This is a genomic window from Streptomyces sp. NPDC051105 (assembly GCF_040682795.1).
Lineage (GTDB): Bacteria > Actinomycetota > Actinomycetes > Streptomycetales > Streptomycetaceae > Streptomyces.
On record NZ_JBFBBR010000005.1, the window covers coordinates 484291 to 499524 of the forward strand.

15 protein-coding genes are annotated in these 15234 nt (G+C 70.8%); 10 read left to right on the plus strand and 5 right to left on the minus strand.

Annotated elements, in window-relative coordinates; all coding sequences use genetic code 11:
* Positions 1 to 217 precede the first annotated feature (217 nt).
* The 4 genes from AB0N16_RS15870 to AB0N16_RS15885 are packed head-to-tail and all read left to right on the plus strand — an operon-like array spanning position 218 to position 6644.
* Positions 218 to 1039 (plus strand): glycosyltransferase family 2 protein, encoded by an 822-nt coding sequence (locus AB0N16_RS15870; protein ID WP_365796960.1) that lies wholly within the window; start codon positions 218 to 220, stop codon positions 1037 to 1039.
* Positions 1036 to 2049, plus strand: a complete 1014-nt coding sequence (locus AB0N16_RS15875; RefSeq protein WP_365796962.1) for a glycosyltransferase family 2 protein — start codon at positions 1036 to 1038, stop codon at positions 2047 to 2049. The genes AB0N16_RS15870 and AB0N16_RS15875 overlap by 4 nt, the downstream gene beginning before the upstream one ends.
* The gene (locus AB0N16_RS15880; RefSeq protein WP_365796964.1) at positions 2042 to 2839 is read left to right on the plus strand and encodes a polysaccharide deacetylase family protein; all 798 of its coding nucleotides are present in this window, start codon (positions 2042 to 2044) and stop codon (positions 2837 to 2839) included. Before AB0N16_RS15875 ends, AB0N16_RS15880 begins: the two co-directional genes overlap by 8 nt.
* Positions 2832 to 6644: a lipopolysaccharide biosynthesis protein gene (locus tag AB0N16_RS15885; protein ID WP_365796966.1), complete on the plus strand. Its 3813-nt coding sequence runs from the start codon at positions 2832 to 2834 to the stop codon at positions 6642 to 6644. Before AB0N16_RS15880 ends, AB0N16_RS15885 begins: the two co-directional genes overlap by 8 nt.
* 60 nt (positions 6645 to 6704) lie before the next feature.
* Here AB0N16_RS15885 and AB0N16_RS15890 read toward each other — a convergent pair whose 3' ends face one another.
* Entirely contained in the window at positions 6705 to 8126 is a 1422-nt protein-coding gene (locus AB0N16_RS15890; RefSeq protein ID WP_365796968.1) for a xylan 1,4-beta-xylosidase, read from the minus strand.
* Between the two features lie 174 nt (positions 8127 to 8300).
* Between AB0N16_RS15890 and AB0N16_RS15895 the strand changes: the two genes are divergently transcribed.
* Both AB0N16_RS15895 and AB0N16_RS15900 read left to right on the plus strand, forming a co-directional pair.
* Positions 8301 to 9395 carry a DUF5925 domain-containing protein gene (locus AB0N16_RS15895; RefSeq protein ID WP_365796970.1) on the plus strand — a complete coding sequence of 365 codons (1095 nt, stop codon included), beginning with the start codon at positions 8301 to 8303 and terminating at the stop codon, positions 9393 to 9395.
* Between the two features lie 15 nt (positions 9396 to 9410).
* Positions 9411 to 10181, plus strand: a complete 771-nt coding sequence (locus AB0N16_RS15900; RefSeq protein ID WP_365796972.1) for a DUF72 domain-containing protein — start codon at positions 9411 to 9413, stop codon at positions 10179 to 10181.
* 97 nt (positions 10182 to 10278) lie between these two features.
* On the opposite strand, the gene AB0N16_RS15905 is transcribed toward AB0N16_RS15900, so the two are convergent.
* A complete protein-coding gene (locus AB0N16_RS15905; RefSeq protein ID WP_365796974.1) occupies positions 10279 to 10647 on the minus strand; it encodes a GntR family transcriptional regulator in 369 nt (122 codons plus the stop codon).
* A gap of 70 nt (positions 10648 to 10717) precedes the next feature.
* Here AB0N16_RS15905 and AB0N16_RS15910 point away from each other — a divergent pair, with 70 nt between their 5' ends.
* The gene (locus AB0N16_RS15910; RefSeq protein ID WP_365796976.1) at positions 10718 to 11647 is read left to right on the plus strand and encodes a GNAT family N-acetyltransferase; all 930 of its coding nucleotides are present in this window, start codon (positions 10718 to 10720) and stop codon (positions 11645 to 11647) included.
* A complete protein-coding gene (locus AB0N16_RS15915) occupies positions 11628 to 12128 on the plus strand; it encodes a DUF402 domain-containing protein (RefSeq protein WP_365796978.1) in 501 nt (166 codons plus the stop codon). Before AB0N16_RS15910 ends, AB0N16_RS15915 begins: the two co-directional genes overlap by 20 nt.
* An 82-nt stretch (positions 12129 to 12210) precedes the next feature.
* On the opposite strand, the gene AB0N16_RS15920 is transcribed toward AB0N16_RS15915, so the two are convergent.
* Positions 12211 to 12825: a class I SAM-dependent methyltransferase gene (locus AB0N16_RS15920; protein ID WP_365796980.1), complete on the minus strand. Its 615-nt coding sequence runs from the start codon at positions 12823 to 12825 to the stop codon at positions 12211 to 12213.
* Between the two features lie 140 nt (positions 12826 to 12965).
* On the opposite strand from AB0N16_RS15920, the gene AB0N16_RS15925 reads away from it, so the two are divergent.
* Positions 12966 to 13100, plus strand: a complete 135-nt coding sequence (locus AB0N16_RS15925) for a hypothetical protein (RefSeq protein WP_089102986.1) — start codon at positions 12966 to 12968, stop codon at positions 13098 to 13100.
* 25 nt (positions 13101 to 13125) lie between these two features.
* On the opposite strand, the gene AB0N16_RS15930 is transcribed toward AB0N16_RS15925, so the two are convergent.
* Positions 13126 to 13575, minus strand: a complete 450-nt coding sequence (locus AB0N16_RS15930) for an N-acetyltransferase (RefSeq protein ID WP_365796982.1) — start codon at positions 13573 to 13575, stop codon at positions 13126 to 13128.
* A gap of 213 nt (positions 13576 to 13788) precedes the next feature.
* On the opposite strand from AB0N16_RS15930, the gene AB0N16_RS15935 reads away from it, so the two are divergent.
* Positions 13789 to 13920, plus strand: coding sequence for a hypothetical protein (locus tag AB0N16_RS15935; RefSeq protein ID WP_365796984.1), 132 nt, complete (start codon positions 13789 to 13791; stop codon positions 13918 to 13920).
* A 75-nt stretch (positions 13921 to 13995) separates the two neighbouring features.
* On the opposite strand, the gene AB0N16_RS15940 is transcribed toward AB0N16_RS15935, so the two are convergent.
* Positions 13996 to 14856 (minus strand): alpha/beta fold hydrolase, encoded by an 861-nt coding sequence (locus AB0N16_RS15940; RefSeq protein ID WP_365796986.1) that lies wholly within the window; start codon positions 14854 to 14856, stop codon positions 13996 to 13998.
* Positions 14857 to 15234 lie beyond the last annotated feature (378 nt).

Sequence of the window (15234 nt, forward strand, 5' to 3'; positions counted from 1 at the left end):
CAACGGCCACTGTCGTTTCGAGTGTGACCACTGTCGTTTCCGAGCCGTGCCGCGCGACCGGCTGCCGTTTTCCGGCAGACCGGCCAGCTTTGCCAGCTCACCTGCGGATACGGAGAGCCGTTTTCCGTGCCACGGGTGATAACCCCCCTTTCGAACCGGACACAGAAGCGGGCCGCCCAAGGGGCGGGCGGTCCACCGGACGAGAGGGACAAGACTCATGAGTTCTGTTCTGCGCACACCGGAATCGGGCCAAGATCCGTTAATGGCGCCCGAATACCGGCCGATCTCCTCTCACCTCGCGATCACACCACCGGTGAGCGTGGTGATCCCCGCCATGAATGAGGCGGAGAATCTCCCTTACGTCTTCAAGACACTTCCCGGCTGGATACACGAAGTGGTCCTTGTGGACGGCAATTCCACCGACGACACCGTGGAAGTGGCCCGCGAGCTGTGGCCCGGCGTGAAAGTCGTCGAACAGAGCGGCAAGGGCAAGGGGGATGCCCTGATCACCGGGTTCGAGGCGTGCACCGGCGACATCATCGTCATGGTGGACGCGGACGGCTCGGCCGACGGCCACGAGATCGTGTCGTACGTCTCCGCCCTGGTCTCGGGCGCCGACTTCGCCAAGGGTTCACGCTTCGCCAACGGCGGCGGCACGGACGACATGACCTTCATCCGCAAACTCGGCAACTGGGCGCTGTGCACGATCGTCAACCGCAAGTTCGGCGCCCGATACACCGACCTCTGCTACGGGTACAACGCCTTCTGGCGGCACTGCCTCGACAAGATCGACCTCGACTGCACCGGCTTCGAGATCGAGACCCTGATCAACATCCGGGTGGTCAAGGCGGGCCTGAAGGTCCAGGAGATACCCAGCTACGAGTACCTCCGCATCCACGGCACCAGCAATCTGCGCGCCGTGCGGGACGGGTTCCGGGTCCTCAAGGTGATCCTCGGGGAGCGCTCCAACCGGCGTGCGCTGCGCCGGCGGGTACGGCGCTCCCCGATGCTCACCACGGGCCGGGGAGAGTCGTCTTGAGCGATCCCGGCATCTCCGTCGTGATCTGCGTGTACACCGAGGACCGCTGGGAGGACATCCTCGCGGCGGTCGCCTCGGTGCGCGCCCAGTCGTACCCGGCGCTGGAGACCCTGCTGGTCGTCGACCACAACCCGGCGCTCCTGGAACGCCTCACGAAGGAGTACGAGGAGGCCACGGAGGTGCGGGTGCTCGCCAACGCGGGCCCCCGCGGCCTGTCCGCGGGCCGCAACACCGGTATCGCCTGCTCCTACGGCGAGGTGATCGCCTTCCTCGACGACGACGCCGTGGCCGAACGGGAGTGGCTGCGCCGCTTCGCCGAGGGGTACGCCGACCCGACGGTGATGGCGGTCGGCGGCCGGACGATGCCCGTCTGGGCCTCCGGCCGCCGCCCGCACTGGTTCCCGGAGGAGTTCGACTGGGTGGTCGGCTGCACCTACCGGGGGCTGCCGGCGGGCCGGGTCCGGGTCCGCAACGTCCTCGGCGGAAACGCTTCTTTCCGGCGTACGGCGTTCGACGCGGCGGGCGGCTTCGCCACCGGCATCGGACGCGACGGCGACAAGCGCCCGCTGGGCTGCGAGGAGACCGAGCTGTGCATCCGGCTCAGCCGGGCCCGCCCGGACGCCGTGCTGCTCATCGACGACCGCGCGGTGATCCACCACCGGGTGCCAAAAGCCCGTGAGCACTTCGGCTACTTCCGCAGCCGTGCCTACGCCGAGGGCCTCTCCAAGGCTCTGGTCGCCCGGAGTGTGGGCACCGGCAAGGGACTCGAGTCCGAACGCCGGTACACCACACGTGTGCTGCCCGCAGGGGTCGCTCGTGGCCTGCGGGACGCACTCCTGGCCCGGCCGGGGGGCGCCGGCCGGGCCGGGGCGATCGTCACCGGGGTACTGACGGCGGCGGGCGGCTACCTGGTGGGGAGCGTGCGGGCGCGGCGGGTCGGGGCGACCTTCACCGTCGCCGCGATCGAGGCGGATCTCATGGCCGAAGCGGAGGGGGGACCTCATGGCTGAGGCGCCGGTGCCGATCCTCATGTACCACTCGGTCGCGACCGCGCCGAACGAGGCCACCCGCGCCCTGTCGGTGGCCCCGGAGGCGTTCGCCGAGCAGATGGCACTCATCGGCGACCTGGGCCTGACCCCCGTCAGCACGGCCGACCTGGCCGCGGGCTGGCGATCCGGCGGCCCGCTCCCCGACCGGCCCGTCCTGATCACCTTCGACGACGGCTACGAGGGCGTGCACCGGCACGCCCTGCCCGTCCTCGCCAAGCACGGTTTCGCGTCCACCCTGTTCGTCTCGACGGGCTGGATCAGGGGCGCGTACGACACCGGAGGCGCCCTGGACGCCATGCTCGACTGGGACCAGGTGCGCGAACTCGCCGACGCCGGCTGCGAGATCGGCGGGCACAGCCACACCCATCCGCAGCTCGACCAGCTGGCCGACGACCGGCTGTGCGAGGAGCTGGTGCGGTGCCGGGCGATCCTCACCGAGCAACTGGGCACCGATCCGGCCTCGTTCGCCTATCCGTACGGCTACTCCAGCCGCCGGGTCCGGCAGGCCGTGCGGGACGTCGGATACTCCCAGGCGCTCGCCGTCGAGAACGGCCTCGCCCGCCGCCGCCAGGGTCCGTACGCGCTGCACCGCGTCACCGTACGCCGCGGCACGGACGCCACGGAGTTCGCACAGCTGCTCGAAGGCCGTGCGATCGCCCGCAACTTCGCCAAGGACCGTGCCCTCACCAAGGGATACGCCGTTCTCCGCAGAGCCCGCCAGGTCCGGAAGGCCATCCGTTCCCGTGTCTGACACGACGACCACCACAACCGAGGCCACGACCCACGACGCAGCGGCGCCCGAGCAGTCGGGGCGCCGCCTTCGGCTGCCCGGCAGAGGCAGCTCGCCCGGCGGCAGCCCGCTCTTCCGGAACGCCTACGCGCTCATGCTCAACACCGGCATCTCCGCCGTGCTGGGCCTGGGCTTCTGGCTGGGGGCGGCCCGCTACTACTCAGAGTCGGCGGTCGGCCAGGGCTCCGCCGCGATCGCCGCCATGAAGTTCCTCGCCGGGCTGACCGCGGTCACCCTCACCGGCGCGCTGGCCCGCTTCATCCCGGTGGCCGGACGCCGTACCGGACAGCTCATCTTCCGTACCTACGCGGGCAGTTCGCTGATCGTGGCGATGGCGGCCGGCGTCTTCCTCATGACGCTCGGGGTGTGGGGGCCGTCGTACCGCTTCCTGCACGGGCCGGTCAACGGGCTCGGGTTCGTCATGGCGGTGATCGCCTGGAACCTGCTCACGCTCCAGGACGGCGTACTGACCGGGCTGCGCAGCGCGCCCTGGGTGCCGGTGGGCAACACCGTGTTCTCGGCGGTCAAGCTGGGCCTGCTGGTCGCCTTCTCGGTGGCGATCCCGCTGACCGGCGTCTTCGTCTCCTGGGTCGCCGCCATCGCCACCTCCGTCGTACCGCTGGGCTGGCTGGTGTTCCGGCGCCTGGTGCCCCGGCACATCAAGGCGACCGAGGACCATGCCAAGCCGCCCACGCTGAAGGAGATCGGCAGGTTCCTGGCCGGGGACTACACCGGCTCGCTGTTCTCCCTCGCCGTGGTCTACCTGATCCCGGTGATCATCGCCTCGCAGGTCAGCTCCGAGGACAACGCGTACTTCTACATCACCACCACGATCGGCGGCACCACCAACCTGCTCGCCATCAACATGGGCGCCTCGCTGACCGTCGAGGGCTCGCACGACCCGGCCCGGCTGGCCGCCAACACCCGGGCCGCACTGAAGCGGATGGCCCGGATCATGATCCCCATCTGCGCGCTGCTGTTCTTCGGGGCGCCCTGGATCCTCGGCCTGTTCGGCCCCGGCTACGCGGACGCGGCCACCCCGTTGCTGCGCTGGTTCGCGGTCGGCGCGCTGCTCCGGGTCGTGATGGAGACGTACTTCGCGGTGCTGCGCGCGCAGAGCCGTACCGCCGGACTGGCCTGGCTGCAGGGCCTGCTGTGTGTGCTGGTGCTCGGGCTGACCCTGCTGCTGCTGCCCCGGATGGGGCTGACCGGCGCGGGCGTGGCCGAGATCTCCAGCCTCGCGGTGATCGTGACGATCGCGGCGCCCAGGCTGTGGCGGACGCTCCGGGCGGTCCCGGCCGACGTCCCGGAGGACGCGGCACCGGACGGGGACCTCGCCGACCTGGGGGCGCGCGAGGTCCCCGCCGCCACCGCGGCACCGCGCAGGCGGGGGCCGGCCTGGGCGCTGGACACCGACACGCTCGCCCTCGGCATCCATGTGGACTTCGACCACGTGGAGCGGCGGCCGGACGTCCGCCCGGGGCCGGGATCCCCGCCCACGGGGACGCCCGTCGTCCTGCCGGACGACCGGCCCACCCGGGCGCTGCGGCCACCGCGGAACCTGGGGCTGCCGGTGGAGGAGAGGGAGCCCGGCGCGGAGGCGTCGCTCGGGCCGGCCGAGGCCTCGCTGCTGCAGGAGGCGGAGGTCGACGCCCCGTTCGGGGAGACGGTCGTACCGGAGGAAGAACCAGTGCCGGCCGAGCCTGCGCGGGAACCGGCGGCGGAGCCCGCGCTGTCGCTGCGGGAGCGGCTGGTCCCGACCCGCCAGGGAGTCGTCCTCGGCTGTCTGCTGAGCGCCGCGCTCCTGCTCTACTGGGTGCCGGCCGCCCGCCTCGGCGACGCCGACCTGGACCGGATGGGCGGGCTCGGGCTGATCTCGGTGCTGCCGCTGCCGACGCTGGTCGGGGCGGCGCTGCTGGTCACGGTGTTCGCCGCGCTGCTCTGGCTGCGCCGGGAGCACAAGGCGCTGCTCCTGGTCACCCTGCTGGCGACGGTCGTATCACTCCATGCGCTGCCCGCCGTGATCGAGACGGAACCCCGCTTCCCGACCGCCTGGCAGCACCTCGGGTTCATCGACTACATCGACCGCACCGGCTCGGCCGTACCGGACCTGGACGCCCGCTGGAGCTGGCCGGGCTTCTTCGCGGCGGCCGCGTTCATCGGCAGGGCGTGCGGGGTCACGGACTTCACCGAGGTCATCCGCTGGTGGCCGACCTTCGTCCAACTCGCCTATCTGGCACCGATGTTCCTGCTCGTACGGTCGCTGCGGGCGAGCTGGCGGGCCAAGTGGACCGGCATCTGGATCTTCGTGCTGTGCGGCTGGGTCGGCCAGGACTACTTCTCCCCGCAAGGCTTCACCTACCTCCTCTATCTGATGTTCGTGGCGATTTTGCTCGTCTGGTTCCGCGCCCCGCATGTCGTCTGGACGGGGTTCCGGCCGGGCGAGGCGGAGGTCGAGCCGACCGACCGACGCCAACAGGCCGTGCTGTGCGCGGTGTTGATCGGTCTGTACGCGGCGACCGTCCCGGCGCACCAGCTGACCCCGTTCGTGATGCTGGGCGTGCTGGCGGCCCTGGTCCTGACCGGCAGGTCCGAACTGCGCGGCCTGCCCCTCCTGTTCGGGGTGGTCGCGGCCGTCTGGCTGGGCTTCATGGCCGAGCCGTACTGGTCGGGCCACTTCAACGACCTGTTCGGCGGGGTGGGCGGGGTCGGCAGCAATGTCTCGACCTCGGTCTCCGGCCGTATCCAGGGGGGCAGTTCGACCCACAAGCTGGTCCTGTACGTCCGGGTCCTGCTGGCCGGCGGCATGATGGCCTTCGCCGTCTGCGGCTGGTGGCGCCGCCGCTTCCACAAGTACCGCGAGCGGTCCCTGCTGGTCCTGACCTTCGTCCCGTTCCTGGGCTTCGGCATGCAGTCGTACGGCGGCGAAATGGCCCTGCGGGTCTTCATGTTCGCCCTGCCGGGCGCGGCCCTGCTGGCGGCTCTCGCCCTGTTCCCGCGCACCGGCGCCACGCCGAAGGAGCACGAGAAGGACCGGGTCAGCCTGGCACCGGCTGCCGCGCTCATGGCCGGATTGCTGCTCATGGGCGGCTTCCTGGTGGCGCGGTGGGGCAACGAGTCCTTCGAGCGGGTCCGGCCCGGCGAGGTCGCCGCGATGGACTACGTCTACGCCCATGACAAGCCGACCGTACGGCTGCTGTGGCTGAGCAACGACACCGTCGACGACGTGACCCCGGCGATTCCGTGGGGCGCGAAGGACATGGAGCGGGTCGACTATGTGCCGACGCAGGCGCCGACCGACCCGGTGCTGGTGTCGAGCTTGGTCAAGGCGCTCAAGGACGCCGGCCCGAACTCGTATCTGATGATCAACCGGAGTCAGGTCGTCTATCTCCAGATGGACGCCGGTTACTCGGCGACCTGGGAGAGCCGGCTGATCCAGAACCTGGACGACCGGCAGGATCTGACGAAGGTCCTGGTCAACGACGACGTGACCATGTACGCGCTGCGGACGCGGCCCGCGGGCACGGTGGAGAATCCGGATCCGGGGCCGATCGGGCCGCGGATCACCTGGACGCCGTGGTCGGTGGTCGGCGCTCTCGCCGCCGTGGCCCTGATCCTGCTGCTGACGGCACGCGAGGCGGTCCGGGTCGCGGTCCGGCCGGGGGTACGTCGGCTGCGGTGGCTGCAGGGCAGCCTCTGGTTCTCGCTGCCCCTGCTCACGGTGCTGCTGGCATCGCTGGCGCAGCGGTTCCTGACGCTCAAGTAGGCGGGGTGAAGTGGCTCACCCGGCTCACCGGGCTCACCGGGCTCACCGGGCTCACCGGGCTCACCGGGTGAGCCACTTCACCTCGTACCCCTTCAGGTCGAACCGCTTCCCGTCCACCTGCGCGCTGATCGTCCGGCCCAGGGTGTTGACGACGAGCACGGTCTTGTCGTCGGCGAGAACACGCACGTGGGGCGCGTCGTCCTCGGCGACCGAGACGGTCTGGTACCGGGTCCCCGGCGGGAACGCCTTCCCGAACCTCGACACCAGGTCGTACATGGGGAGTTGCCGTCCCCCGTCGGCGCTGTCGGTCGTGGTCCACAGACAGCCGGCGCAGTCGCCGCCCTTCTCGTCCTCCGGGTTCCAGTAGAAGCCGGAGTCGGCGCCGCCCCTGGCCATGGCGATCATGCCGGTGGCCTGGACGGCGACCCGGTGCGGTTCGGTCCAGCTGTCGCGTTCGTCGGCGCCGTCGGCGGGCTCGACGTAGTACTCGGCCCACCACAGCGGCAGGTCGTGCGTCTGCTTGCGCACCCACTCGCTGACGTACGTCAGCTTGTCCGTGGCCGCGAACTCGTCCGGCAGCAGGTCGTCGTCGTCGGTGTAGCTGGACCCGTCGACGACTACGAAATCGGCGCCCGCCTTGTGGGTGTTCCAGTAGTCGAAGGCGTCGATCACCCGCTGGTCCATGACGCCCCAGGGACCCTTGAGGGTGGGTGAGGCGTTCTCGGTCCGGCGCGGGTCGAAGCTGTCCATGACGAGGTAGGGCCCGCCGACCATGATGTCCTTGTCCACAGCCTTCAACGCCTTGTGGACGAGGTTGTACAGCTCGGTGTAGCCCTCGTAGTCCCAGCGGGCCTTGTCGTTGTTCCAGAAGCCCTTGAACTCGTTCCAGACGATGAAGTGCCGTACGTCCGGATAGCGCCTGGCGACGGTCGCGGCGAGGTTCGCGTAGTCCTGGTAGTGGTCGGGGGTGGGGGCGGTCTCCAGGGCTGCCTGGCTCCAGTCGGTGTTGTTCCCACCGGCCCTGCCGCCCTTCATCCAGTCCGGCGAGCAGCACAGGGTGATCACCGGGGTGCCGCCCGACCTGCGCATGAAGTCGACCCGGCGGTCCAGGGCGCCGAAGTCGTAACGGCCCTTCACCGGCTCGGGGTTGTCGGCGCCCCAGCCCATGACCGCCTGGTCCTGGGGCAGCCCGCCGTCCCGGGCCAGCAGGTGCTCGACCCGGTCGGTGGCGGTCGCACTGCCCTCGTCGGCGCTGTACTGGGTGTGGGTGAAGCCCCAGCCCACGTATGGCTCGGTCGTGTCCGGCGGGGTGGCCGGGGTGCCGTGCACCTTGTCGCCGTCGCGGGTGGCGCCCGCGGTGCTGCCGCCGCCGGGCAGCGTGTCGATCAGTGTCACGATCAGGGCGAGAGCGGCCACGCCCACACCGAGCAGGGCGGTGAGCCGCCACCGCCGAGCCCCCGAATTCCACTCATGACGTCCCATCAAGGACAACAGTAATGGCGTAAATCGCCCCGGGGGCAGGTATCGGGATCGACAGCCGTGTAACGGGGCCAGAGGGGCACTCCGGATACTCCGGAAGCTGGGCGCACACCCGACACTCTCCGCCCACTTCGGAAAACGGGTGCGCGGCGGGCCCCGGTGTCGGATCATGGCGGCATGTCTGTCAAGCCGCACGAGACGCTGCCGATCCGGCTCAACGTCGACGACTCCGACTCACCGTCCGACGTCGTCGACGCGCTGTTCCTCGGCCGCTTCGCGACGGGCGAGCAGCCGTACTCGCACGCGGCCAACATCGACCGGGTGCGCACCGGGGCGACCCTGCTGCCGAAGGAGGCGCGGGTGCTGCGGGTGGCCCGCGACGACGACCGCAGCGCGACGCTGGCGGAGGGCGACGGCTGGACCCTGCTGGTCTCCCGCTGGAACCGGGGCGCGGACGTCACCGTCACCGCGACCACCGCCGAGCTGGCCGCGAAGGTGCTGAACGAGACGACGGACGGCGCGGCGGACGAGCCGGAGCCCCAGCCGGACAACGTGACCATGGGGTTCTGGTACGTCTCCCCCCGGCGCGGCCCGCACCGCACCACCCGGCAGATCTCCGCCGGTACCTGGGGCGAGATCCGCCCCAACTACACGGCACCGGTGGCGGACGCGATGGACCGCCTGATGAAGACGACGCCCGAGGACATCGCCGGCCGTCTGCTGCTCCTGCACGGCCCGCCGGGCACCGGCAAGACCTCCGCCCTGCGCACGCTGGCCCGTTCCTGGCGGGACTGGTGCCAGGTGGACTGCGTCCTCGACCCCGAACGCCTCTTCTCCGACGTCGGCTATCTGATGGACATCGCGATCGGCGAGGAGGACGGCGCCGGCAAGGGCCGCTGGCGGCTGCTCCTGCTTGAGGACTGCGACGAGCTGATCCGCGGCGAGGCCAAGCACACGGCGGGGCAGGCCCTGTCGAGGCTGCTGAACCTCACCGACGGTCTGCTCGGGCAGGGCCGCAACGTCCTGGTGGGCGTCACCACCAACGAGGACCTGGAGCGCCTGCACCCCGCCGTGGTCCGCCCCGGCCGCTGCCTCGCCCGTATCGAGGTGGGCCCGCTGACCCGCCCCGAGGCGGTGAACTGGCTCGGCACGGCGGAGGGCCTGGGCCGCGAGGGAGCGACCCTGGCGGAGCTGTACGCATTGCGCCGGGGCACCACGCCGACGTCGGTACCGGGCGCACGGGAGGACGCGGACGCGGGGCTGTACCTGTAGTGCTTTGATGGGGTTATGCCGCTGTTCATCGGAACCTCGGGCTGGCAGTACAAGGACTGGCGGAACGTCCTGTACCCGGCCGACGTGCCCATGCGCCGGTGGCTGGAGGAGTACGCGGCGCACTTCACGACCGTCGAGCTGAACAACGCGTTCTACCGCCTGCCGAGCCGCGAGAACTTCGAGTCCTGGCGGGACCGGGTCCCCGCGGACTTCGTGATCGCGGTCAAGGCGAGCCGCTATCTCACGCACATCAAGCGCCTGAAGGATCCCGCGGAGCCGGTCGACCGCCTGATGACCCACGCGGCGGGTCTGGGCGACCGGCTGGGCCCGGTCCTGCTCCAGCTCCCACCGACCCTCAAGGCCGACCCGGCCCTGCTGGACGCCTGTCTGGCGTGCTTCCCGCGCGGTACGAGGGTGGCGGTGGAACCCCGCCACGACTCCTGGTGGACGCGGGAGACCCGCGAGGTCCTGGAGTCCCGGGCCGCGGCGCTGTGCTGGTCCGACATCCAGGCCCGCCCCATGACCCCCCTGTGGCGCACCGCCGACTGGGCCTACGTCCGCTTCCACGAAGGCCGGGCCGCCCCCTGGCCCCGCTACGGGCGCCGCTCCCTGGAGACCTGGGCCGACCGCATCGCCACGGCGTATGCCAAGAGGGCCGACATCTACACGTACTTCAACAACGACCCGGGCGGAGCGGCGGTGCGGGACGCGGCGGTGTTCGGGAAGGCCGCGGAGAGGGCGGGGTTGCCGGTGACGAGAACGCCGCAGCTGAGCACAACCGGCTGACGCCAGGCTTCGTCATCTTTTCCCGCCGCAACGGCGATCAGCCGCCGCGGTGCCTCTCGGCGGTGCCGAGCCCTGCTCGGCCCGAGGCCCGAAACCCCTACGCCCCGTAAGCCGCCCGCAGGGCATCCCGCACCGCGGCCAGTGCCTCCTCCTCGCCCAGTCCCAGACGTCGGACCCGCTCGACGTAGGCCTGCGCGGCCAGCGACGCCTCACGCTCCGCGGCCGAACCCGCCGCGGCCACGAACGTTCCGTTGCGCCCCCGCGTCTCGATCACCCCATCCGTCTCCAGCGCCCGGTACGCCTTGGCCACCGTGTTCACCGCGAGGCCCAGCGACTCGGCCAGCCCCCGCACCGTCGGCAGCCGGTATCCCACCGGCAGCACCCCGCCCCGCGCCTGCTCGGAAATCTGCGCCCTTACCTGCTCGTAGGGCGGCGCGCTGTCATCGATGTGGATCTTCAGAGTCACGGCCCGATTCTCCCGTATCCGCCGGAAAATGAGAGGCATCCCGCACTCGCCCCCGCATAGCGTGCGCCCCATGACAGTGATCGTGCGCGATCTGCGCCCCGACGCCCGGTCGGATGCCGAAGGCTATGTCCGGGTCCGGCAGCTGGCCCTCCCCTACATGCTGTTCACCCCGGAGTCCCTGGTCCACGACCTGACGCACACCCACCCCGACGCCCGCCTCCGCCTGCTGATCGCGGAGGAGGACGGCGAGATCATCGGCACGGCCCAGGTCGGCCTCGCCCACGAGAGCACCGAGCCGGGCCAGGGCTTCGCCAACGTGTACGTACATCCGGCGCGCACCGGCCGGGGCACCGGCACCCTCCTCGTCCGTACGGCGGAGGCGCACCTGTCGGACGCCGGCGCGACCACGTCGTACTCCTGGGTGCTGGACGCCCCGTCCAACCGGGCCTTCGCCGAGCGCCGCGGTTACACGGCGAGCCGCTCCGCCCACTTCCTCCGCCTCGACCTCGCGCACGGCGCACTCCCCCCGCTGCGGACCCCGCCCCCGGGCGTCGAGCTCCGTACCGCCGCCGACTTCGCCGACGACCCGCGTCCGCTCTTCGCCCTCGACGCGGAGACGACGCTGGACGAACCCAGCGACATCGACACCGAGTTCGCCGATTACGAGGCCTGGCTGGACGGGACCTGGCGGCATCCGCTGTTCAGCCACCAGCTGACCTCGGTCGTCCTGGTGGACGGCCGCCCGGCGGCGTTCAGCGCGGCGCGCACCGACGGCGGCAGCCGTTATGGCACCGTCATGACCGGCACGGCCCGTGCCTTCCGCGGCCGGGGCCTGGCCAAGCTCGCCAAGAACGACTCCCTGCACCGCGCCCGCGCCGCCGGCTGCACGGAGGCGTTCACGGGCAACGACAGCGGCAACGGCCCGATGCTGGCGATCAACAAGTGGTTCGGGTACGACATCTGCGCGACGGAGGTCAGATATGTCCGCGAACTCGGCTGAGCCGACGGCCACGGTGGACGTCGTCCTGGTGAAGGCGGGCCGCACGAAGATCCGTTACCCCGCCGAGCTGCTGCACGACGACGGCACCCGGATCGCCGTACGCGCGCCGTGGGCCGGTGACGTGGCCCGCGACTTCGGCTTCGTCCGCTTCGAACAGGGCGATGTCTTCACCGAGTTCTACTGGCGCGACCGCTGGTACGCGGTCAAGGAGGTCCGTGCCGCCGACGGCACGCTGAAGGGCTGGTACTGCGACGTCACCCGTCCGGCGACGCTCACCGGCGGCGAGCTGGTCGTCGAGGACCTCGACCTGGACCTGTGGCGGTCCGCCGACGGCACGGACGTCCGCCGGCTGGACGAGGACGAGTTCGCCGAGAGCGGTCTGGCGGCGCGGGACCCGAAGGCCGCCGCGGCCGCCGTCGCCGCGCTCGACGCACTGGAGACGTTGGCCCGCGAGTCGGACTTCACCGCCTTGCTGTCCTGAGGCCCCCCTGCTGTCCTCAGGCCCCCTGCTGTCCTCAGGCCCCCCTGCTGTCGTGAGGCCCCTGCTGTCCTGATGTACCCCCTCACACCGTCGCCACCACCGCGTACCGCTCGTCGTCCACCTCTTTGCCCCACAGCACCGCCCGCGCCGACAGCCGCTCCACCCGCACCTCCGCGGCGAGCGGCGCCAGCAGGGCGGTGAGCCGGCCGGCGGGTATGCCCACCGGGGTCACGGTCCCCCACACCCCCTCCACCAGCACGAACCGCCCTCCGGGACGCAGCAGGCCCCGCCAGTGCCGCAGCACACGTGCGGGGTCGGGCAGCGCCCACAGCACATGCCGTACGAGCACCGTGTCGAAGAGCCGCTCACCCACCGGTGGTGCCGCCGCGTCGCCGAGGAGGAACACCGCGTCACGGCCGGCGAGCTTGGCACGGGCCCGCTCCACCATCGCCGGGGAGCTGTCGACACCGGTGACGTGATGGCCCTGCTCGGCGGCGAGGAGGGCCAGGCTGCCGGTCCCGCAGCCGAGGTCGAGGAGGTCGGCGGGGCGTCCGGGCAGCCACGTCCGGAGCCGCTCCGCCCAGGCCGCGCGCACCTCGGGTGCACCCAGCCCGTGATCCGGCTCGGCGTCGAAGGTGGCGGCCTGCGCGTCCCAGTCGACACTCGCCGCAACTGTCCGGTCACTCTCGTTCGTCATGCCCCCAGCGTGACACCCACCACTGACACTCGGTCCGTGTGACAGCGACCACTGACAGACCCGTACCGATGAGGAACTCTCGCCCAAAGGGTCTACCTCCGTGCCACCACGGACCTCGGTAGGCACTGAAGGAGGCAGCCATGCGCCGCACAACTGTGCAGAAGCCCCTGAAGAGGACGGACAGCCGCCGGATCCGCGAGGAGGCCGACGAGCGCCCCGCCGGACGCCCTGAGGTGCGCAAGGACATCGCACGCACCTGGTGGCCGGACGGCTGAGCGCGCCGGTTCCCGCGCGCGCTCTTCAGCCCAGCCGCTTGCGGTAGTGGACGCGGTCGTACGGCCCGTCCACGCGCCGCCCGACGACTTCGTAGCCGTACTTCGGGTAGAGCTCCTGGTTCTCCCACATCAGCGCGTTCGTGTAGAGCCCGACCTCGAGCAGGCCGAGCGCACGCGCGCGTGCGTCCACGAACTCCAGCAGCCGCCGTCCCACCCCCTGCCCACGCGCGTCGGGGTGGACGGCGATGCTGTCGAGGAACAGATGGTCGTCGTGGGCCTCGATGACGACGAGTCCGATCACCGGCTCCCCGACGACGAACACCTTGCCCGCGGCCACGTTCGCCGTGTGGTCCGCCTCCATGGGCTGCGGCACCACCCCTATGCGCGCGATGTAGTGGTGGTACGCCATGTCTGTCACGGCCTTCACGGCCGGTACGTCGGCGGCCCGCGCGGGCCGGATCCCGTCGTTCGTCATGGCGGGAACGCTAGCTTCCTCAGCGCAGCCTGAGCACTCCCTTAAGACGACCATAAAGATCTCCTTCGCCCCCTCCCAGCAGGCGATTTCACGGTTTCTTGGGGCTAGCTTTCTGATCGCCCCCCACGGGATCCAGCCCGAGCGGATCCAGCCCGCGGGATACAGCCCGGCGGGACCGAGCCCGCCCCGAGGACCGTTCCGAGGAGTTTCCGCATGTTCGCTACGCGCCGTGGGGCCGCCGTCGCGCTCGGCGTGGGAGCGGTCGCGCCCGGTGTGGCGGCCGCCCTGGCCCTGGGCTCCAGTGCACTCTTCCTGTCCGTACGACGACGGGCGCACCGGGGCTGATCCCCCATGACTCCGGGGCCTGACCGGCGGCTCAGGCCGGACAGGCCCCGGCGGCGTTCAGTTGGGCAGCGCCGCTCAGCTGAACGCCGACGCACAACTGGTGGCGGTGGCGTGTGCCGGGTCGAGCGCGTTGGCCACCTCGTGGAAGGCGATCCGGTCGAAGAGCCCGATCGCCACGTGCTCGGAGAGGTCGAGCGGGCACAGGTCCTGGAGCAGCACGTTGTGGACGTCGGAGCCGCTCAGGTACTGGCTCTGCCAGGGAGTGGCCACCTCGTCGTACTTGGTGGCGATGACCGTGTAGTGCACGCCGGGAACGGTGTCGCCGCCCGCGTTGAGGTTGGTGAGGAAGGCCGAACCGGGGATCTGGTCGGCCAGGCCGGGGGTACTGGCCGTGATCAGGTCCGCGGCGCCGGGGAAGTACGGCAGCAGGTTGGTGAGGCCGCTGATGGTGGCGCCGTGGTTGTCGGGGGCGAGGCCAACGAGGGCGTTCACCTTGGCGGCGCCGCCGAGGAACCTGAGGTAGTAGCGGGGCATCATGCCGCCCTGGGAGTGGCCGACGAGGTCGGCCTTGGCGGCGCCGGTCGCACTCAGCACCTTGTCGACGTAGGCGGAGAGTTGCTGTGCCGACTTGTCGATGGGGCCGAGGCCGTAGAAGAGCGGGACGCCGGAGAGCTGGCCGTAGTCGAGGGAGAAGACGCAGTAGCCGCGATCCTCCAGGTACGGGGCGAGGGAGAGCCAGTTGTCGACGGAGTTGCCCAGCGTGCCGTGGACGAGGATCACTGGGCGGGGGTGGGTGGCGGAGGGGCGGCAGGAGTAGTCGTTCCAGCCGGTGCTGGGGGCGCTCGACGCGTGGGCGGTAGCGGCGGGGACGGTGGCGACGGCGGCGGCGAAGAGCAGTGCGGTCAGGGGTCTGAGCACTCGCTTCCAGGGCAGCATCGTGTGATCTCCTTGCGGCTCAAGGGAGTTGCGACGGCCTTACGCCCTGTGATCCGGATCACGAGGATGCTGTTCACTCATCAAGTTACGGACGAGTAGTGCAACCGTGAAGTTACGCGTCGGTAAAACTTCCGAGTAACCGGTCGCGCGTCATCCACCTGATGGGGTGTCACCAGTCAGGCCCGAGAGGACCATAGGGCGCGATACGCGCCAAACCGTCACACAACACCCATCTCTCGGCCGCCCGGGGCGCACACCCACCCCCCGCCACCACCGACCACCGATCACCAGCCACCGGCCACCGGTCACCGGTCACCGGTCACCGGTCACCGGTCACCAGCCACCAGCCACCAGCCACCAGCCCACGAAACGTGTCGG